This is a genomic window from Devosia sp. A16, from assembly GCF_001402915.1.
Classification (GTDB): Bacteria; Pseudomonadota; Alphaproteobacteria; order Rhizobiales; family Devosiaceae; genus Devosia_A.
Genome location: NZ_CP012945.1, coordinates 2,973,533 through 2,991,570, shown reverse-complemented (window position 1 = coordinate 2,991,570; position 18,038 = coordinate 2,973,533). Strand labels below are relative to the sequence as shown.

The following is an 18,038-nucleotide window of genomic DNA, read 5'->3' as shown; positions in this document are numbered from 1 at the left end:
GGGTGTCGCTGGACAACTGCCGAACTCAGGCCGGGCAGGTATTGTCGGCGGTGTAGTCGTGGACCTTGATCGCGCCCGACTGGATCTCGGTCGAGAAGGCGTCGACCTTGGTCTTGATGTCGTCGGTGATCAGCGCCTTGTTGTTGTCGTCGAGCGCGTAGCCGACGCCGTTCTCCTTGAGCCCGAGCACAGTGAGGCCGGGCTTGAAGTTGGCATCGGTGAGCGCGTTCTCGACGGCCACGTCGACACGCTTCTGCATCGAGGTCAGCACCGAACCGGGGTGCAGGTAGTTCTGGTTGCTGTCGACGCCGATCGAGAACTTGCCCGCATCGGCGGCCGCCTGCAGCACACCCAGGCCCGAGCCGCCGGCGGCGGCGAAGACCACGTCGGCACCGGCGTCGAACTGCGCCTTGGTCAGTTCACCGGCGGTCACCGGATCGTTCCAGGCGGCCGGCGTAGTGCCGGTATAGTTCTCGATGATCTTGACGTTGGGGTTGGCTGCCTTGGCGCCCTGGGCGTAGCCGCAGTAGAACTTGTGGATGATCGGCACGTCCATGCCGCCGACGAACCCGACCGTGCCGGTAGTCGACTTCAGCGCCGCGATGGCGCCGACGAGGAACGAGCCGGTATGCTCGTCGAAAATGATCGACTGCACGTTGGGCGCGTCGACCACGGCGTCGATCACCACGAAGTGGGTATCGGGGAACTCGGCGGCGACGGTGGTGAGCGCGGTGCCCCAGGAGAAGCCGGCCATCACGATCGGGTTGGCGCCCTGCGAGGCGAAGCGGCGCAGCGCCTGCTCGCGCTGTGCGTCGTTCTGCAGCTCGAGATCGGTGAAGCTGCCGCCGGTGGCCTTCTTCCAGGCCTCGGCGCCATTATAGGCCGCCTCGTTGAAGGATTTGTCGAACTTGCCGCCCAGATCGTAGATCACCGCCGGATCAGCGAGGGCAGCCCCGGCGGCGAGCACCGACAGCGCCACCCCGGCCGCGAGCGCAGTGATGCGCTTCGAAAAGTAGTTCATGGATCAGTCTCCCTGTATCGCGTCCGGCAACGGCACATGCCGCCCTGACAGCCCGGCGCGTTGGGAACGAATACAACCCTGCAAACCGGCGCTCTGCAAGAGGCGGCAGCAGAGATTTTGACCAAGTGGGCAAAAATCGTGCGCGGAAGGTTTATGCCCGCGCGCGGCGGGGCGGACTCCGCTCGTTGTCATTGCCCGGCGCACGGGCCTGAATGGCCGCCAGCGGCTCCTTGAGCGCCTCTGCGCCAATCGCCAGATCGTAGCTGGTCTGGAGATTGAGCCAAACATTGGGCGTTGTGTCGAAGTATTTGGCGAGCCTTGGCGCCGTGTCGGCACTGATGCCCATCTGTTCCTCGACGATGCGCTCGATACGGGTGCGCGGTACGCCGAGCGCCTTTGCCAGCACCCCGGCTGACAGCCCGAGCCGCACAAGGAACTCCTCGCGGAGAATCTCACCCGAGTGGATTGGGGATCGAACTTTAGCGGCATCTTCAAGCGGGTGTATCTCTCAACGATACGCTAGCCGACGATCGGCTTGACCTCGACGCCCATGGCTTCGCCGAAGCGCTCGAAAAAGCCGTCGATGAGCTTCTGGGCGGAGTTGCCGATCAACGACTTGCCCAGCTTCATGATGCCGCCGTCGGCGCCGCCATTGGCGGTGAACACCAGCCGGGTGTGCTGGCCGGCATCGGAAAGCACGATGTCCGCCGCCGCTTCAGCCTTGCCGAGCAGGCCGCCGCGCCCCCGGCCGGCGAGGGTGTAGCTCTCGGCCGGCACGATATCGCGCAGTTCGAGATCGCCGGAGAACACCGGCTGCATCAGGCCCAGGTTGATCTCGATCTCGAGTTCGAGCGTGGTTTCGCCGGTCCAGTCGATGCGGCGGCAACCGGGGATGACGGCCTTGAGCACCTGGGTGTCGTTGAGCGCCCGCCAGACCTCGAGCCTGGGCGCCGAAACGAGGTACCTGCCGCCGAATTCCATGCCGTCATTTCCTCGCGTTGGAGCCGTGTCAGGTGAAGCTAGTGCGGGTCGTGCAGATGAACAACCGCGGCAACGCTGCAACGGTTGCCGCAAACTTCCCGGCCGGCTCTTTTCGTGAGGCTTTTAAGCACCATATCGCGCAAAACAGGCGTCGCCGATATAAGCAACATTGGCAAGTGACGCCGAGAACGTGAATCATGTCACCCCAAGGTGACCGATAGAGGGAAACGCATCCAAATGGCCACTGAAGTGATGGAAAAGCCCCTGCAGTATCTCGACAAGGCGATGGGGGCGATCAAGCAGCTCGGCATTTGGCCCGAGCAGGCCGGCGAACAGCCGATTACCGGCCTGCTGAACGAGATCACCGACCTCGACGAGAACAAGGTCATCCTGATCGGCCGCACGCTGACGCAGGCGAGCGCCTTCAACGAGGTGGTGCGCAGCCAGGTGGCGGCGATGAATGTCGGCGAGCGCTACGAAGACATCACCAATGGCTTCAACTCGATCCGTGACGACGCCAAGGCCATGGTCGACCAGCTCGACGACGGCAAGCTCGACCTGATGGAGCGCGTCTCCAACGTCTGGATGAAGGTCAGCCGCGGCGATATCGCCTCGCGCTTCGACAAGATCCGCAACACCTATCTCGACGTCTCCAAGGAGACCAAGAACCAGGTCGACCGCGAGCATACCATCCTCGAGGCCTATCGCGATTTCCGCGGCGCACTGAAGCAGTCCGAAGTGATGGCGCTGGAGCTGCTGGACGTGGCGACGAGGAAGCTCGACGACAAGAAGGCGACGCTGAAGGCAGCGGGCGACGCGCTGGCGGCGTTCACCACCGGCACCCCGGCCGACCGCGCCAAGCTCGAAATGGATCGCGACGAGAAGCTGCGCGACCTGCAGAACGAGGAACGCCGCTACCAGATCGCCAAGGACCTGAGCGACAACCTGACCATCTCCTACTCCACTTCCGAAGTGGTGATGGCGCGGCTGATGCAGACCACGCAGGCCAAGGAGCGCGTCTACCAGCAGGCGATTTCGTTCTTTTCGACCAACGAGACGGTGTTCACCGCGCTCAGCGCCTCGTTCACCGGGCTGTTTGGCCTGCATGAATCGACCGAGACGCTGAACGCCATGAAGGAAGGCATGTCCAAGAGCCTCGAGACGCTGTCGGAAATCGGCGACCGGGTGGGCGAGGCGGCGGTAAAGGCCGGTTACGGCCCGACGATCCGCGCCGACGCGGTCAAGAAGCTGGTCGACTCGGTGGTGACCTTCCAGGAGAAATCGCGCGTCATCATCAACGAGATGCGCGAGGCGGCGACCAAGAACTCGGCTGAGATCCGCGATGCGGTCGAAGACGGCAAGCGCCGCCTGGCGCAGCTGGCTGCCGAGGGCAACGCGCTGCTGCTGGAAGAAAAGAAGGCCTGATTTGGAGCGCGAACGGGCTCGAACATGAGCACGACGACGGCGACTGCCGACAAGGCCCCGCTCGACGAGGTGATGCTGGCGATGGACGTGGTCGACACGCTCCGTCACCGGCAGGACCTGGTGGAACGCGAACTCGCGGGCGATGCCCGCGAGAAGCAGCTGATCGACAAGCTGCGCGAAATCTATCACCAGCAGGGCATCGAGGTCACCGATGCGGTGCTGATGGAGGGCGTGAAGGCGCTCGAGGAAAGCCGCTTCGTCTATACGCCGCCCAAGCCGAGCCTGGGGGTGAGCCTCGCCAGGCTCTATGTCGGCCGCAAGAAATGGGGGCCGGCCGCACTGGCGATCGCGTTGATCCTGGTGGTGGGGCTGGGCGGCTACTTCTTCGCCTATCGGCCGTATCAGCAGGCGCAGGTCGAAGGTGCCCGGGTCGAGCTCAGCGAGAAGCTGCCCGCCGAGATGGACGGCCTGTACCAGACCATCTTCGAAGAGACCAAGGTGCAACAGGCCGTGACCGAGGCCGAGCAGCTGCGGACCCGCGGCAAGACCGCCGCCGCCGAAGGCAACCGCAGCGGCGCCGAACAGGCGATCGCCGCGCTCACCGGACTGCGCGACCAGCTCCGCCAGGAATACCAGTTGAAGATCGTCAACCGCGAAGGCCAGAAGACCGGGTTCTGGACCTTCCCCGAGATCAATACCGCGGCCACCAACTATTATGTGGTGGTGGAAGCGATCGGCACCGACGGCAAACCGCTGACGCTGCCGATCGTCAACGAAGAAAGCGGCCAGACCGAGAAGGTGGCGATCTGGGGCGTGCGCGTGCCCGAGAGCACCTATCGCGCCGTCGAGAACGACAAGAAGGATGACGGCATCCTGCAGCGTAACATCCTGGGCTTGAAGGAGTACGGCTTCCTCGACGTCGACTATGTCATGCCGGTGCTGGGCGGAGCGGTGACACGGTGGTGAGCCTCGCGACATCGACTGCAAGGCGGGTTTTCTCATGAGCCTTTCCGGACCCGAGGCCCTGCGCTCCCTCGACGAAGCGCTGCGTGACATCCGCCGCGAGGAGGACGAGATCGCTAAGCGCCTGGCCCGCTCGGCCGAACTGGTCACCAAGTTCAAGGAGACCGAGAGCGAGTTGCTGCGGCAGCTGGCGGAGATCCGGCTGGACCCGACCACTCAGGCGGCGCTCGCCGGCCGGCTGAGCCAGGCCGAGATCAAGGCGCGCGAGATGCTGAGCCGGCATGGCGCCGAGCTCAGCGCGGCGGAAGGCGAGCTCAAGGAGCTGGACAAGCAGATCGCGGCGTTCGCCAAGGAGCGCACCGAGCAGGCCGCCATCGCCGACAAGGCGCAGGCCGAGCTGAAGCTGCTGGCCGACCGGGTGGCGGTCGAAGCGGTGAAGAACCCCGAATATGCGCAAAAGCGCCAGGCTGCCGAGCAACTGGCCCACATTGCCGAAGAAAGCCTGCGCAAGACCGAGCAGGCCGAATCCGATCGCGAGCAGAAGGGCAAGCCGTACCGCGACGACCCGCTGTTCATGTATCTGTGGGAGCGCGGCTTCGGCACCAAGAACTACCGCGAGAACAACCTCATTCAGTATCTCGACGAGCTGATCGCCGGGCTGGTGGGCTTTCCGGAGGCGCGGGCGAATTTCGCAATGCTGAACGAGATCCCGATGAGGCTGCGTGAGCATGCCGAGCGCCAGCAGCAGATCGCCGCGGCGGCCGCCGAGGAAGTGACCAAGCTCGAAAAGGCGGCGGTGGACGCGGCTGGCGGACGGCCGACCCGCGATTTGCTGGAGAAGGCTGAAGCGAGGATCGCCGCCATCGACCAGCAGATGGTGGCAGCCGAAGACAAGCGCGACGAGCGCGCCCGGGCGCAGCGTGAGCTGGCGCAGGGGAGCGACCCGGCATTCAGCGCCGCGGTCAGCGGACTGGCCGAAGCGCTGGGCCGCGAGGACATCCAGACGCTGCTCGCCGAAGCGCGCGCCACCGAGACCGGGCAGGACGACACCATCGTCAAGCAGATCGACGAGGCCCGGCAGCGTGCGACCGAGGAAGACGGCGACAGCCGCGAGCAGAAGGCGCGACTGAAGACGCTGGCGGCGCGGCGGCGCGAGCTCGAGGATATCCAGTACGAATTCAAGAAGCAGAATTTCGACAACCCACGCTCGACCTTCCGCGAAGACAAGCTGGTCGGCGACCTGCTGAACGACTTCCTGCGCGGCGGCATCACCGCGGCCGACTATTGGGGCCAGTGGCGGCGCAGCCAGAACTGGCAGGGCGGCGTGCAGCCGCAGCGGCGCCAGGATTCGCCATGGGGCGGCAGCAATAGCGGCGGCGGGTTCAGCTGGCCGGACTCGAGCTTTGGCGGCGGCGCTGGTGGCGGGCGTCGCGATGGCGGCTTCGGCGGCAGCTGGGGGCGGCTCCCCGGCGGGGGCGGCGGCGGTTTCGGGGGTGGCGGTTCCGGCGGTGGCGGCGGCGGCTTCTCGCGTCCCCGCACCGGCTCCAGCGGCAACCGCACCAGCGGCGGCTTCAAGACGGGCGGCGGATTTTAGGGGTGTAGCCGACCGCCCCTCTTCACCTCTCCCCTGAGGGGAGAGGGTAGTGCAGCTAGGACCGAAGGTCCGTAGCGGAACTAGGGTGAGGGGTTCAGCTTCTCAGTGAGCGCGAGTTGCACCGCTTCACCCCTCATCCGGCGCTTCGCGCCACCTTCTCCCCTGAGGGGAGAAGTGAAGAGGAGCCTGCGGCGCTTGGCCGTGCGCCCACTTCAGGTTCGTGGTGTACGCGCGCCCCTCAAGCAGCACTTCCGTCGCCACCGAGTTTCGTCCTGAGCCCGACACAATAGCCGATGATCATGATCACGCCGGCGGCGAGACCGCCGGTTCCGATGGTCATGGCCAGCGGGAGCGGGGCAAAGGCCCAGAAGCCGGCGTAGACGAGGCCACTCAACGCCAGAACCCAGCCGGAGAACCGCGCGACCTGCCGCGCCAGCGCGCTGGGCGCCAGCGCCTTAGGGGCGCGGTTGCCGTAATAGGCGATCACCAGCCCGTTCATGGCGACGACCCGCTGGGTCGTCTCCGCATCGATATAGCCATGTTCGCGCGCCAACTGCGCGGCCAGCGCCACAAGCACGATGGCGGCGGCCCAAGCCAGCCCCACAAGAACTTCCTTTTTCATCGCACGGTCTCCAGCTTCGTCGGCGCGACTTCGGCCCCGATGCCGAACGTGTGCGCAAACCCCAGCAGCGCTTCTTCGAGCACCGACAGTTTCAGATGGTAGATGACGGACTTGCCGGCCTTCTCGGCATGCACCAGGTCGGCGTCCTTGAGCACGGCGAAATGCGCCGACATGGTGGGCTTGGAGACATCGAAGTGCCCGGAAAGTTCTCCCGCACTCATCGGCCCGGCCTGCAGCAGCTGCAGCACACGGCGGCGGGTCGGATCGGCAATGGCCTTGAACACCAAGCTCATAATTCGATGATTAGCTAATCGTCGAACTGAGTCAAGTGACGGCTCGTCACTCCGGGTTGAGGCCGTCGAGCAGATCGAGCCCCCGCCTGAAAGTGCCGTCCCAATCGCTGTCGAGCAGCAGGCGCGAGCGGTCGATGGTGGGATAGCGAGCACTGAGTTCAGTGGGCCTCTACTGTGCCAGGGCGGGCAGGGCGCGCCTCGGACTTACCGCGCCTCTGCGCCGAAGCCCCTAGCCGGAGTGGCCAGCGCAGGGCGGGACGTCCTTGATCGGGGCGTTCGCAAGCACGCTCGACAGCGGCTGGTTGCTCAGCAGCGGCGCAAGGCCAGAAGCGCCGGGGAGTGCGACCAGGGCCGAGACGGTGGTCTTGGCCGGGTCGAGAGGCTCGGTGCGGCAAAGCCTTGGCGCCAGCGATACCGAGAGGGAGGCTGCCCCGGCCGGCAGCGTCCGGGCCCAGGCCTGGGCGTCGCGGATCGCCTGCTTGTCGGGGTCCGAGAAACCGAACAGGTAGTAGTTGCGCTCGCCCGCCGGCGGCGGAAGCGTGCCGGCGAGTTCATCCGCGTCGGCGGCGACCAGCGTCGCCTTGATGCGGCGTTCTCCGTTGGCCGGGGTGGTGATGTCGAAGCCGATGGTCGAGGCGCCCTGCACCGGCTCGAGCGAGGGTGGCAGATCGAGGGCCAGCAACAGGCTGGCGACGTCGTCGTTGAGGTAGTCGAGGCCACGCAGTTTCGAGGCGGTGCCGATAGGGATCGAGGAACAGGCGGCCAAAACCGCAAGCGCGATCATGGCGGCGGCAATCCGGGTCGTGCGACGGCTCAACTTCCCCTCCCCTGCCCTCGGGACGATACCTCATCCCCGGAGGCGCTGTTGATGGGTTACGAGATTCCCGCGGGCTGGGGAATGGTGCAGGCGCATCCGGACACCATCGCCTCTCCCCGTCGGCGCCCTGCCGGCAGATGATCCTCCCTCGCGAGGCGGGGAGGATGCGGGATCCACCGGCCGCTCAGTGGATCGAAGGAGCCTGCGTCACTTCGTTGGCCCAGTCGAGGGCGTAGTGGGCGACTTCTTCCCAGCCCTTCTCGCCGGCCAGGAAATGCGAGCGGTCGGCGAACTGGTGGAAATCGGTGCGGGCGGGCGCCCTCTTCTGGATGTTGAAGCTCGCCTTGGCGAGATATGGGGTGACGGTGCGATCTTGCTCGGCGGCAATCACCAGCAGGGGCTGCTTGCGCGCCTTTGCCTTCACCGCGGTGCCGAACATGCCGGCCGCCTGGTAGAAGATGTTGGTCGGGGTGGGCACGACATAGTCGTCATAGGCGGCCTTCTGGTCGGCCGCATTCAGGGTGTTGGCGAAACTCTTCGCAAAGCCTTCGCGGGTGATGGTCTGGGTGGTGCCGGGGCCGGCGAAGATCGGCGGCAGGGCGGCGAGCAGCGAGACCGGCCCGGGCAGGGCGCCGGCGATCGGGCCGGGATCCATGGCGATGCCGGCAACGCCGTAACCGCGATCGAGCAACAACTGGGTGATGAGGCCGCCCATCGAATGGCCGATGATCACCGGCTGTTCGTCGAGGCCGTCGATAATCCTGGCATAGTGATCGACGATCTTGCCGAAGGTCAGGCTGCCCAGCCGCTTATCGGGGTTGGCGCGAAGCTCGGCCGGGTTGCCGTCGAGGTAGGGCCAGGCCGGAGCCAGGGTCTTGTAGCCGGCCGCTTCGAACACCGAGCGCAGCTTGTCCCAGCTGGAGGTGTGCATCCACGCGCCGGTGATGAACAGCGCGGTCTTGCTGTTTGTGGCTTTGGCGGCAGCGAAGGCAGCCGCAGTCTCGAGGTTCGTGGTCATTTCAATCTCCCGTTTGAAAACGTCCGTCGCATCATCGCGATGACACATTAGATCGCATGCGATTGAATCGCCGACAACGCGCGTCGATGCATGGCTCACATGCACAGATCGCTTGCGATTCTATCGCATACGCTTTATCTACAAGGCACGGTTGGAGACATTCGATGGACAAGAAAGAGATTGCCGAGCAGCTGAAGCTGGACGCCCTGCTGTGCTTTTCAGCCTATTCGCTGAGCCACGCCTTCAGCCGGTTCTATCGGCCGATGCTGGACAAGCTCGGGCTCACCTATCCGCAATTCGTGGTGATGATGGTGCTGTGGGAAAACGGCAAGATCACGATGAAGGCGCTGACGGACCTGGTGATGCTGGAGTCGAACACGCTGACCCCGCTGCTCAAAAAGCTCGAGGCGGCCGGGCTGGTCAAACGCACGCGCAACAGGGACGACGAGCGGGTGCTCGACGTCGAGATCACCGAGGCCGGGCGTGCGCTCAAGGCCGACGGCCAGCTGGCGGCGGTCGAGTTGGCGCTGGCCAGCGGCGAAGATCTCGACGGGGTGGTCGAGATGCAGCAGCGCATGGCGAAGATGCGCGACAGCGTGCGGGAGAAGCTGGAAGCGGTTTGAGGTTGGCGAGCGGCGCGCCCCCGAAAAGCACTTCAATCACCGCGGAACAGGATGTGGCCGTCCTGTCCCTCATCTAGGCGAGGTCACCCTCAGAGCCTTGTCGAGCAACAACCTCCAGCGAGACTCTGGCGCGGTGACGGAAGCCCGGCGAGATCATCCAAGGCGGAGATGTCGTCGTCATTTCCACTGGCCGGGCCCAAGCGCCCCCTCTCCCTTTGGAGGAGAGGGTCGGGGTGAGGGGCCTTGCCGTAACACTGAGCGTGGAAAGCCCCCCTCACCCGGCCCTGCGGGCCGACCTCTCCCCCCAAGGGAGGGGTGCCCGGCGCGGTAGGCGGCATGGGTGGCCGCAACCGGCGGTGTCAAGGACGCTACGCCGTCACCCCGCAGTAGCGATCAGAACAGATAAGCCGCGGTGATCTCGAGGGCCTGCGCGGAGAGGTCCGGGTCGCTGGAGTAAACCGTCTGGCGATAGGTCATGCGCGTCGCGACGTTCGGGCTGAGCACCAGACCGAGGGTGGCCCCGAGCGCCAGCGTCTCCGGCCCGTCGCCCTGCGGAACGCCATTGAAGGAGATCTCGCCGCCGGTCTCGTAGTAGCCGTCGACGGCAGCCCAGATGCTGTTGCCGAAATTGCGGGTGATGTGCCCCTCGACTCCGAAGATCGGAGCCTGGCTCATCACGGTGGCGCCGGTGCCGACGAAGGGATCCTCGTTATCGCCGAAGATCTGCACCACCGGACGAATTTCAAAAGTGGTGAGCTCCGGATCGATCATGCTGTCGCCCAGCGCGTAGCTGATGGGCAGGCTCGCCTGAAACGACCAGCGGTTCTGCCCCAGGTTCACCAGGCGGTTGGGATCGTAATCGCCGGTGGGGAGAAACAGCTTGCCCTCGACCATGGCCTGGAAGCCCGGTTTGTGCATGGCATAATCCATCGGAGCGAGGGCGGGCATGCCAACCAGTCCGAGGGCCGCGCCGAGCACCAGGTCGCCCTGGGCGAGACCGGTGTCGATGGTGGGAGCCAACGAGTCGAAGGTCATGCCGCCGACCGGCAGGCCGATCAGCACCAGGCCGACATTGCCCGAGAGGTCGAAAGTCTTGCGATAGGTCGGGGTCAGGACACCGACATCGAGCGTGGTGTCCCCGAGGAAGGGGATATTGTCCTCGATATGGATCATGTTGAGCGCCAGGCTGATGTCGCTCGCCCCGCCCGGGCGCAGGTGATAGGCCCGCGCCCCATCCCAGGCGAACGCACCCGAGATCATCGAAACCGACGCCAGTGCCGCCACGGCCAGCCTTGCAAACATGCTTCCCTCCTGTCGACTGGCCACCCCTCGGTAACCGTCACAGCCGGGCAAATCAGCGCCGGCCCCCATGCCGCGACAGTGCATGCGCATTAAAGTTGGGACAAGAATATTCTGGCCGGGTGCGTTCACATCGGCAGCGAGCGTGGCATGGTATCCACAGCAGATGCGCGTGGCCCACCTTCAGCGGTGGACCTGCCGAGCGAGCGGCAATCGGTCCCTCTCGGCCAGGCCAAGGTGACGATGTCCTAGCCGAAGACGCTGGCGCCCCGGTCTGCGGTACCGACCAAGGCACGGAAGCCGGCGAAGAGTTCGCGGCCCATGCCGTAATGCTCGCGGCGGAGATCCTCGGTGGCCGGGGTGCGGGAGAAGAACTCCTTCTCGTCGCCGATGAAGGTGAGCGTGCCCTCGTTGGCGTCGAGACGGATCAGGTCGCCGTCGCGGATCTTGGCGATGGCGCCGCCATCGGAGGCCTCCGGGGTCATGTGGATGGCGGCCGGAATCTTGCCCGAGGCGCCGGACATGCGCCCGTCGGTGACCAGCGCGACCTTGTGGCCACGATCCTGCAGGATGCCGAGCTGCGGGGTGAGCTTGTGGAGTTCGGGCATGCCCACCGATTTCGGGCCCTGGAAGCGCACCACGGCGATGACGTCGCCATTGAGCTCGCCGTTCTTGAAGGCGGCCTGCAGGCCTTCTTGGGTGTGGAAGACGCGCGCCCTGGCCTCGACGACGCGGTTCTCGGGCTTCACCGCGGAAACCTTGATCACCGACTTGCCGAGATTGCCCGAGAGCACCTTGAGGCCGCCATTGGCCGAGAAGGCGTCCTTCACCGCCGCCAGCACCTTGGGGTTGCCGGAGACGACAGGCGAAGGCTCGAAGCTGAGCTTGTCTTCGATGAGCCTGGCTTCGACGGCGTAGCCGGAGAGACCGGCGCCCCAGACGGTCTTGACGTCTTCGTGCAGGTACCCGGCCTCGAGCAGCTCGCGGATCAAAAAGCCCATGCCGCCGGCAGCGTGGAAGTGATTCACGTCGGCGATGCCGTTGGGATAGACGCGGGCGAGGAGCGGCACGCCGCCCGACAGGTCCGACATATCCTCCCAGGTCACCTTGAGGCCGGCCGCGGCGGCAATGGCGACGAGATGCATGGTGTGGTTGGTGGACCCGCCGGTCGCCAGCAGCCCGACGAGGCCGTTGACGATGGCCTTCTCGTCGACGATGTGGCCGATCGGCGTATAGTCGTTGCCCTCGGCGGTGAGCGACAGGGCGCGCTTCGTCGCCTCGCGGGTCAGCGCCTCGCGCAGCGGCGTGTTGGGGTTGACGAAGCTGGCGCCCGGCAGGTGCAGGCCCATGATCTCCATCAACATCTGGTTGGAGTTGGCGGTGCCGTAAAACGTGCAGGTGCCGGGCGAGTGGTAGGACTTGGCCTCGGATTCCAGCAGTTCCGCGCGGCCGACCTTGCCCTCGGCATAGAGCTGGCGGACCTTGGCCTTCTCGTCGTTGGAAATGCCGGTCGGCATCGGGCCGGCAGGAACGAACACCGCCGGCAGGTGCCCGAAGGTCAGCGCGCCGATCATCAGGCCGGGGACGATCTTGTCGCAGATGCCGAGATAGACCGCGGCGTCGAACATGTTGTGGCTCAGCGCAATCGCCGTCGCCATGGCGATGACGTCGCGGCTGAACAAGCTGAGGTCCATGCCGGGTTGGCCCTGGGTGACGCCGTCGCACATGGCCGGCACACCGCCGGCTACCTGCGCCGTGGCGCCGATCTGGCGGGCCGCGTCCTTGATGATCTCGGGATAGTTCTCGTAGGGCTGATGGGCGCTCAGCATGTCGTTGTAGGAGGTGACGATGCCGAGGTTCAGTGCCTTGCTGCCGGCGAGCTTGGCCTTGTCGGAAGGAGAGCAGGCGGCAAAGCCATGCGCCAGGTTACCGCAGGCGAGCGCCGCGCGGTGCACGCCCGCCACCCGCGCGCCCTCGATGCGATCGAGATATTCGCGGCGTGAGCCGGCGCTCCGGGCCGCGATGCGGTCGGTGACTTCCTGGACGATCTTGACGACGGACATTTCATGCTCCTTGGGGGAGCGCCACAACCTTGGTTGGTCGCCCGTTCGAACCGGAAAAGTCTGCAACTTTTCCTGAACGGGCTCCGCGCACGGTCTAGGGGCTCCAGAAGATAGTCAGCGGTGTCTGGCTTTGCCTGAGAATAGACCGGATCGGCATGTCCTCAACGGGACCATCCGACGCAGCCTTGTCCAGCGTCGCCAGCTTCTCCTCCCCCTCGATATGCAGATAGAGCCCCTTGGCGTCGAGAAGGCGCCTGAGGACCAGCGTCACCCTGGGCTCCCCTGCCCCGGGCGCCCGGATGGCGATGGCCGGCCCCTCGCCGGTCAGCGCCGCGGCGAGGGTGTCGCCGCCGGGAAAGAACGATGCGGTGTGGCCGTCATTGCCCATGCCGAGGATCACCGCGTCGAACGGCGTCGGCAGCGCGTTGACCGCAACGTTGGTGCGGGCGATGGCGGCGTCGGTCGGGACGTCGCCGCCCGAGTAGAGGGGCACGAAATGCGCCGAAGCAGCCGGGCCCTGCAGCAGGCGCTCGTTGACCAGCAGGGCGTTGGAACGATCGTTGGTCTCGTCGACCCAGCGCTCGTCGACCAGGGTCACGGTGACCTTCGACCAGTCGATATCCTTGCGGCGGCCCAGCACGGCGAAGAACCGCGCCGGGGTCGAGCCGCCGGAGACGGCGAGCACCGCCTGCCCGCGGGCAGCAATACCGTCGTTCAGGTGCTCGGCAACGGTCTCGGCGAGGGCAAGCGCCAGGTCTTCCTTGGTGCCGAAGCTGCGCCGGGTCGCGTTCAATGCCCGTCCTCGTGCCAGGTGCGCCCGTCGCGCTCGATCAGCGCGATGGCGCCGGTCGGGCCCCAGGTGCCGGCGGTGTAGCTCTGCGGCGCGTCGCTCGCCTGGTCCCAACCGTTGCGGATCGGATCGACCCATTCCCAGGCCGCCTCCAGTTCGTCGCGACGCATGAACAGCGTCTGCTGGCCGCGGATGACGTCGAGCAGCAGGCGCTCATAGGCTTCCGGGGTGCGCTCGGCGAAGGTCTCGGCGAAGCTGAGGTTGAGCGGAACTTCCCTCAGGCGCATTCCCCCTGGGCCCGGATCCTTGATCATCAGGAACAGCTTGACGCCCTCATCGGGCTGGATGCGGATGACCAGCCGGTTGGGCTTGGGCGCCCCTTCGGCGTGATCGAACATCGAGTGCGGGATGTTGCGGAACTGGATGACGATTTCCGAAGCGCGCGACACCAGGCGCTTGCCGGTGCGGATGTAGAACGGCACGCCCGACCAGCGCCAGTTCTCGATCTCGGCCTTGATGGCGACGAAGGTCTCGGTGCGCGAGCCCTTCTTGTCCTCGGGCAATTCGTCCTGGTAGCTCGCCACCGCACTGCCGTCGACGCTGCCGCCGCGATACTGGCCGCGTACCGTGGCGCGACCGACATCGGCGCCGGTGATCGGCTTCAGCGAGCGCAGCACCTTGAGCTTTTCGTCGCGCAGCGCATTGGCGCCATCGGAGGCCGGGGGCTCCATGGCAACGAGGCAGAGCAGCTGGATGATGTGGTTCTGCACCATGTCGCGCAGCGCGCCGGATTCGTCGTAATAGCCACGGGTGCCGGCGCCGACCGACTCGGCCACGGTGATCTGCACGTGGTCGATATGGGCGGAGTTCCAGATCGGCTCGAACAGGATATTGGCGAACCGCAGGGCCAGAAGGTTCTGCACCGTCTCTTTGCCCAGGTAGTGGTCGATGCGGTAGACCTGATCTTCCTTGAAAATCCGCGACACCTCGTCGTTGATCTCGATCGAGGATGCGAGGTCGTGGCCCAGCGGCTTTTCGATCACCACGCGAGCGTCGCGCCGATAATAGCCCTTCTTGAGGATGTACTCGCAGGTCGGCCCGAACAGGTCCGGCGCGATGGCGAGGTAGAAGGCCCGGACCACCTTGGGATCCTCGCGCAGATTCTTGCTGAGGTCGCCCCAGTGCGCCTCGTCGGTCACGTCGTTGGCCACATAGGAGAACGTGCCGATGAAGCGATCGATGGTCTTCTTGTCCTGGTAGGACTTCTCGACAAAGGTTTCGATCGACTCGCGCGCGAGCTTCTGGAACTCCTCATCGCTCAACTTGGTGCGCGACACCCCGATGATGCGGCTCTGCTCATCGAACTGGCCATCCTTGAAGCGATGATAGAGCGCGGGGATCAGCTTGCGTTTGGTGAGGTCGCCCGTCGCGCCGAACACCACGTAATCGAAGGGCTGAACCGGGATGATACGGCTGGACACGCTCTTCAAGCTCCTGTCGAGGTAGTTCATGGCAACTCAATTCTCAGTCGAAGTTTTGCTCAGGCAAAATTCTGCTTGGCAAGGATGACGGCGCCGTGCAGCGGCTCGTCGACGGGGCGGACGATGAAGTCGCCGTAGCGCTCCATCATCAGCGGGTAAAGCCGGGTGCCGAAGCCGCCGACGGCGGCCATGCGGGTCACCCCGCGCGCCTTGAACCAGCGCACGTAATTGTCGATGTAGCTCAGCTCGAGCTCCATCAGTTCCTTGGCCACCGGATCGCCCTGTTCGTAGTAGTCGAAGAACAGCGGGATCAGCGCGCCGAACTCGGCGGGAGCGCGACCGAGCAGGGTCGAGGGCGCACCATTGCCTGATGGCATCGGGCCGCGCGGATCCCTCGGGAAGGACCAATCCATCACCGCATCGATCGAGCCGCCGAGCTTGTCGATCACGGCCTGGGTGAGCGGCGAGGCCGACAGCAGGCCGTCGGCGCCTTCCACCGAGCGGCGCACCAGCTCGCGGCCGAGAATGGCGCCACTCATCTGGTCGCCGATCTGGAAGCCCCAGCCGCCGCACTGGTGACGCTGGCCATTGACCATGGCGAGCGCCGCCGAGCCGGTGCCGACAATGATCACCGCGCCGTCTTCGCCCCCATGGGCGCCGGCGCGGGCGATATCGATGTCGTCATAGACGCGCACCTTGGCGAAGGGCCAGGGGCGTTGCTCGAAGGCATCGCGCGCCGAGGGCAGCCGACCGCCGGCCATGCCGAAACAGGCATAGGTGTTCTTCGCCTCGGCAATATCGATGCCGGCCTTCAAGAAGACCTCTTTGGTACCTTCGGTGATCGAGCGGTAGGCCGGTTCGCCGGCTTCGATCTGCAGGTTCGAGCGACCACCGGCGGCGTCGGCCAGGGTTTCGAGGTTCTCATTGGCGAGGCGGATGCGGCAGTTGGTGCCGCCACCATCCACCCCGAGATAGTACCTAGGCACCGAACGCGCACTCCTTCGCGACAACTCATGGCTTGCCGACCCAGGAGCCCCCCGAGTCCGGCGCGGACCTTAATGCCAAAGGTTTCTAGACGAAAGTAGAATAAGCAAAGGAAGGCGGCTAGAAAGGTCGCTTGCCGCATGGCTCGCATGCGGCCAAAGTCCGCCGCCAAGGGATCGAAGCGCCGCGCGACGCATTGCGTCAGAGCGGTGACAGACGGCAAGGAGGCCGACCATGGGTCACATTCTGGTGCTGGGCGGGGCGCGCTCGGGCAAGACCGGCTTCGCCGAGCGGCTGACCATGCGCGCAGGAGCGCGGCCGGCCTACCTCGCCACTGCGCAGGCGCTCGACGCCGAAATGCGCGAACGGGTGGAAAGCCACAAGCAGCAGCGGGCCCAGGTTTTCGCCACCATCGAGGAGCCACTGCGGCTCAGCGCTGCCATCGCCCGGGCGGCGAAATCGCATGATGCGATCCTGGTCGACTGTCTGACGCTGTGGATCACCAACCTGATCGTCGCCAACGAAAACGTCGCTACGGCGGTGGACGAATTGCTGGCGACGCTGAGCGCAACGACAGCTGCCCGGGTGATCCTGGTCTCGAACGAAGTCGGGCTCGGAATCGTGCCCGACAATGCGATGGCGCGGATGTTCCGCGACCTCGCCGGTTCGGCGCACCAGCGGATCGCCGAGATCTGCGACGACGCCTATTTCGTGGTGGCGGGCCTGCCGCTGGTGCTGAAGGGCTCGGCCCCGGAGGCGGAGGTGCTGCAGCGGCGGGTGCATGAGGCTTGAGGGCTGACTGGAGCAGACGGCTCCCTCCCGGCCCCCCACAAGGGGGGAGGTGAAGAGTCGAGGCTCCGTCATCGATCGTACCAGGGGAACCAGCGGGGCACCTCCCCCTTGTGGGGAGGATGGGAGGGGGCCGTCTCTCTCAGCTAACCTAGCCGCCAGAGCACCAGCGCCACCAGCACCGTCACTGCCAGCGTCAGGTTCAGGGTCACCGCGTAGAGCTTCAGCGAGCGGTCGATGTCATCGGGCCCCAGGTCCGGCCGACCATCGCCGAAGCTCGGCAAGTCCACCACTTCGCCGTCATAGCTGCGCGGGCCGCCGAGGCGAAAGCCGAGGGCGCCGGCCATTGCGGCCTCGGGCCAGCCGGCGTTGGGGCTTTCGTGCTTTTTCGCGTCGCGCAGCGCTGTAGACCAGGCCTGCTCCGGATGCGCGCCCTTGAGGAAGAACGCGCCGCCGGCGATCAGCAGCGCGGTGAGGCGGGCCGGGATCAGGTTGAGCAGGTCGTCGAAGCGGGCGCTGGCCCAGCCGAACTCGAGGTGCCTCTCGGTCTTGTGGCCGATCATCGAGTCGGCGGTGTTCACCGCCTTGTAGAGAGCGATGCCGGGGAGCCCGAGCAGCAGCAGCCAGAACAGCGGCGCCACCACGGCGTCGGATGTGGATTCGGCCAGCGATTCGATCGCCGCGCGGGCGACGCCGGGCTCGTCGAGCGACTGCGGATCGCGGCCGACGATGTGGCTGACCGCGGTGCGCCCCTCCGGAAGGCTGCGGCGCAGCGCGGCGGCAACGAAGCGCACCGCGTCGCCCAGCGCCTTCTGCGCGAGGAAGGTCGAGGCGAGGACCGCTTCGAGGATGAAGCCATAGGGGATGAGCCGGAAGAGCCAGGCGATGGCGGCAGTGATGAGGCCGATGACCGCGAGCAGGATGACGAGCGCCATCACGCCCTTGCCGCGCCGGTTGGCGCCACGGTTCAGCCCGAGGTCGAGCCGCGAGATCAGCTTGCCGATCCACATCACAGGGTGACCGATGCGGGCGGCGAGGCCGTTGGGGTAGCCGACGAGCCGCTCGAGCAGCAGCGCCAGGGGAGCGAGCAGTGCCTGCATCAGAGGCCACCGAGGTCCGCAGTCGGGAATCCCTCTCCCGCTTGCGGGGGAGGGGGGACCACGCGAAAGCGTGGTGGGAGGGGGGTGCCCCACGCACGAATGGTGGGCGGACGGGGTTGGGTCGGTGCTTGTGGCACCCCCCTCCCACCAGCCTGTCGGCTGGTCCCCCCTCCCC

General features: G+C 65.9%; 18 protein-coding genes and 1 pseudogene. 5 read left to right on the top strand and 14 right to left on the bottom strand.

Features of this window, described 5'->3' with window-relative positions:
• Nucleotides 1-25: 25 nt before the first annotated feature.
• The 3 genes from APS40_RS14545 to APS40_RS14535 form a co-directional block, all read right to left on the bottom strand.
• Nucleotides 26-1,021: a BMP family lipoprotein gene (locus APS40_RS14545; protein WP_055047739.1), complete on the bottom strand. Its 996-nt coding sequence runs from the start codon at nt 1,019-1,021 to the stop codon at nt 26-28.
• A gap of 151 nt (nt 1,022-1,172) precedes the next feature.
• Nucleotides 1,173-1,487 carry a HigA family addiction module antitoxin gene (locus tag APS40_RS14540; protein ID WP_442855869.1) on the bottom strand — a complete coding sequence of 105 codons (315 nt, stop codon included), beginning with the start codon at nt 1,485-1,487 and terminating at the stop codon, nt 1,173-1,175.
• A 53-nt stretch (nt 1,488-1,540) separates the two neighbouring features.
• Nucleotides 1,541-2,002: a CoxG family protein gene (locus APS40_RS14535; RefSeq protein ID WP_055047737.1), complete on the bottom strand. Its 462-nt coding sequence runs from the start codon at nt 2,000-2,002 to the stop codon at nt 1,541-1,543.
• Nucleotides 2,003-2,239: 237 nt separating this feature from the next.
• Here APS40_RS14535 and APS40_RS14530 point away from each other — a divergent pair, with 237 nt between their 5' ends.
• Genes APS40_RS14530 through APS40_RS14520 form a run of 3 tightly spaced genes read left to right on the top strand, consistent with a single transcriptional unit; the run spans nt 2,240 to nt 5,984 of the window.
• Nucleotides 2,240-3,427 carry a hypothetical protein gene (locus APS40_RS14530; protein WP_055047736.1) on the top strand — a complete coding sequence of 396 codons (1,188 nt, stop codon included), beginning with the start codon at nt 2,240-2,242 and terminating at the stop codon, nt 3,425-3,427.
• Nucleotides 3,428-3,451: 24 nt separating this feature from the next.
• Entirely contained in the window at nt 3,452-4,393 is a 942-nt protein-coding gene (locus tag APS40_RS14525; RefSeq protein ID WP_055047735.1) for a DUF6384 family protein, read from the top strand.
• A gap of 34 nt (nt 4,394-4,427) precedes the next feature.
• Entirely contained in the window at nt 4,428-5,984 is a 1,557-nt protein-coding gene (locus APS40_RS14520; RefSeq protein WP_055047734.1) for a hypothetical protein, read from the top strand.
• A 238-nt stretch (nt 5,985-6,222) separates the two neighbouring features.
• Here APS40_RS14520 and APS40_RS14515 read toward each other — a convergent pair whose 3' ends face one another.
• The 5 genes and pseudogenes from APS40_RS14515 to APS40_RS14500 all read right to left on the bottom strand — a co-directional run bounded on the left by APS40_RS14515 (nt 6,223) and on the right by APS40_RS14500 (nt 8,734).
• The gene (locus APS40_RS14515; protein WP_055047733.1) at nt 6,223-6,606 is read right to left on the bottom strand and encodes a hypothetical protein; all 384 of its coding nucleotides are present in this window, start codon (nt 6,604-6,606) and stop codon (nt 6,223-6,225) included.
• On the bottom strand, nt 6,603-6,899 hold the full coding sequence (locus APS40_RS14510) for an autorepressor SdpR family transcription factor (RefSeq protein ID WP_055047732.1): 297 nt from the start codon (nt 6,897-6,899) through the stop codon (nt 6,603-6,605). The genes APS40_RS14515 and APS40_RS14510 overlap by 4 nt, the downstream gene beginning before the upstream one ends.
• Nucleotides 6,900-6,945: 46 nt before the next feature.
• A pseudogene (locus APS40_RS25330) lies at nt 6,946-7,068 on the bottom strand (TetR family transcriptional regulator); the annotation flags it as partial.
• Between the two features lie 60 nt (nt 7,069-7,128).
• Nucleotides 7,129-7,716: a hypothetical protein gene (locus APS40_RS14505; RefSeq protein WP_156342947.1), complete on the bottom strand. Its 588-nt coding sequence runs from the start codon at nt 7,714-7,716 to the stop codon at nt 7,129-7,131.
• A 184-nt stretch (nt 7,717-7,900) separates the two neighbouring features.
• Entirely contained in the window at nt 7,901-8,734 is an 834-nt protein-coding gene (locus APS40_RS14500; RefSeq protein WP_055047730.1) for an alpha/beta hydrolase, read from the bottom strand.
• A gap of 164 nt (nt 8,735-8,898) precedes the next feature.
• Between APS40_RS14500 and APS40_RS14495 the strand changes: the two genes are divergently transcribed.
• The gene (locus APS40_RS14495; protein ID WP_055047729.1) at nt 8,899-9,357 is read left to right on the top strand and encodes a MarR family winged helix-turn-helix transcriptional regulator; all 459 of its coding nucleotides are present in this window, start codon (nt 8,899-8,901) and stop codon (nt 9,355-9,357) included.
• Between the two features lie 393 nt (nt 9,358-9,750).
• Here the strand turns inward: APS40_RS14495 and APS40_RS14490 are convergent, their stop codons facing one another.
• The 5 genes from APS40_RS14490 to APS40_RS14470 form a co-directional block, all read right to left on the bottom strand.
• Nucleotides 9,751-10,659, bottom strand: a complete 909-nt coding sequence (locus APS40_RS14490) for a transporter (RefSeq protein ID WP_055047728.1) — start codon at nt 10,657-10,659, stop codon at nt 9,751-9,753.
• Between the two features lie 245 nt (nt 10,660-10,904).
• Nucleotides 10,905-12,719, bottom strand: coding sequence for a phosphogluconate dehydratase (edd, locus tag APS40_RS14485; RefSeq protein ID WP_055047727.1), 1,815 nt, complete (start codon nt 12,717-12,719; stop codon nt 10,905-10,907).
• A gap of 94 nt (nt 12,720-12,813) precedes the next feature.
• Nucleotides 12,814-13,512 carry a 6-phosphogluconolactonase gene (gene pgl, locus APS40_RS14480; protein WP_055047726.1) on the bottom strand — a complete coding sequence of 233 codons (699 nt, stop codon included), beginning with the start codon at nt 13,510-13,512 and terminating at the stop codon, nt 12,814-12,816.
• On the bottom strand, nt 13,509-14,990 hold the full coding sequence (zwf, locus tag APS40_RS14475) for a glucose-6-phosphate dehydrogenase (RefSeq protein ID WP_055049674.1): 1,482 nt from the start codon (nt 14,988-14,990) through the stop codon (nt 13,509-13,511). The genes pgl and zwf overlap by 4 nt, the downstream gene beginning before the upstream one ends.
• Nucleotides 14,991-15,049: 59 nt before the next feature.
• Nucleotides 15,050-15,976, bottom strand: coding sequence for a BadF/BadG/BcrA/BcrD ATPase family protein (locus APS40_RS14470; RefSeq protein ID WP_197279332.1), 927 nt, complete (start codon nt 15,974-15,976; stop codon nt 15,050-15,052).
• A 232-nt stretch (nt 15,977-16,208) separates the two neighbouring features.
• Here APS40_RS14470 and cobU point away from each other — a divergent pair, with 232 nt between their 5' ends.
• Nucleotides 16,209-16,766, top strand: a complete 558-nt coding sequence (gene cobU / locus APS40_RS14465; RefSeq protein ID WP_055047724.1) for a bifunctional adenosylcobinamide kinase/adenosylcobinamide-phosphate guanylyltransferase — start codon at nt 16,209-16,211, stop codon at nt 16,764-16,766.
• Between the two features lie 143 nt (nt 16,767-16,909).
• Here cobU and cbiB read toward each other — a convergent pair whose 3' ends face one another.
• On the bottom strand, nt 16,910-17,863 hold the full coding sequence (gene cbiB, locus APS40_RS14460; protein WP_055047723.1) for an adenosylcobinamide-phosphate synthase CbiB: 954 nt from the start codon (nt 17,861-17,863) through the stop codon (nt 16,910-16,912).
• Between the last annotated feature and the right edge of the window lie 175 nt (nt 17,864-18,038).

Bases quoted from the DNA above. Each gene is read 5' to 3' on its own strand.
- APS40_RS14545 (WP_055047739.1), bottom strand. From the start codon at position 1,021: ATGAACTACTTTTCGAAGCGCATCACTGCGCTCGCGGCCGGGGTGGCG.
- APS40_RS14535 (WP_055047737.1), bottom strand. From the start codon at position 2,002: ATGGAATTCGGCGGCAGGTACCTCGTTTCGGCGCCCAGGCTCGAGGTC.
- APS40_RS14530 (WP_055047736.1), top strand. From the start codon at position 2,240: ATGGCCACTGAAGTGATGGAAAAGCCCCTGCAGTATCTCGACAAGGCG.
- APS40_RS14525 (WP_055047735.1), top strand. From the start codon at position 3,452: ATGAGCACGACGACGGCGACTGCCGACAAGGCCCCGCTCGACGAGGTG.
- APS40_RS14520 (WP_055047734.1), top strand. From the start codon at position 4,428: ATGAGCCTTTCCGGACCCGAGGCCCTGCGCTCCCTCGACGAAGCGCTG.
- APS40_RS14515 (WP_055047733.1), bottom strand. From the start codon at position 6,606: ATGAAAAAGGAAGTTCTTGTGGGGCTGGCTTGGGCCGCCGCCATCGTG.
- APS40_RS14510 (WP_055047732.1), bottom strand. From the start codon at position 6,899: ATGAGCTTGGTGTTCAAGGCCATTGCCGATCCGACCCGCCGCCGTGTG.
- APS40_RS14500 (WP_055047730.1), bottom strand. From the start codon at position 8,734: ATGACCACGAACCTCGAGACTGCGGCTGCCTTCGCTGCCGCCAAAGCC.
- APS40_RS14495 (WP_055047729.1), top strand. From the start codon at position 8,899: ATGGACAAGAAAGAGATTGCCGAGCAGCTGAAGCTGGACGCCCTGCTG.
- APS40_RS14490 (WP_055047728.1), bottom strand. From the start codon at position 10,659: ATGTTTGCAAGGCTGGCCGTGGCGGCACTGGCGTCGGTTTCGATGATC.
- edd (WP_055047727.1), bottom strand. From the start codon at position 12,719: ATGTCCGTCGTCAAGATCGTCCAGGAAGTCACCGACCGCATCGCGGCC.
- cobU (WP_055047724.1), top strand. From the start codon at position 16,209: ATGGGTCACATTCTGGTGCTGGGCGGGGCGCGCTCGGGCAAGACCGGC.
- cbiB (WP_055047723.1), bottom strand. From the start codon at position 17,863: ATGCAGGCACTGCTCGCTCCCCTGGCGCTGCTGCTCGAGCGGCTCGTC.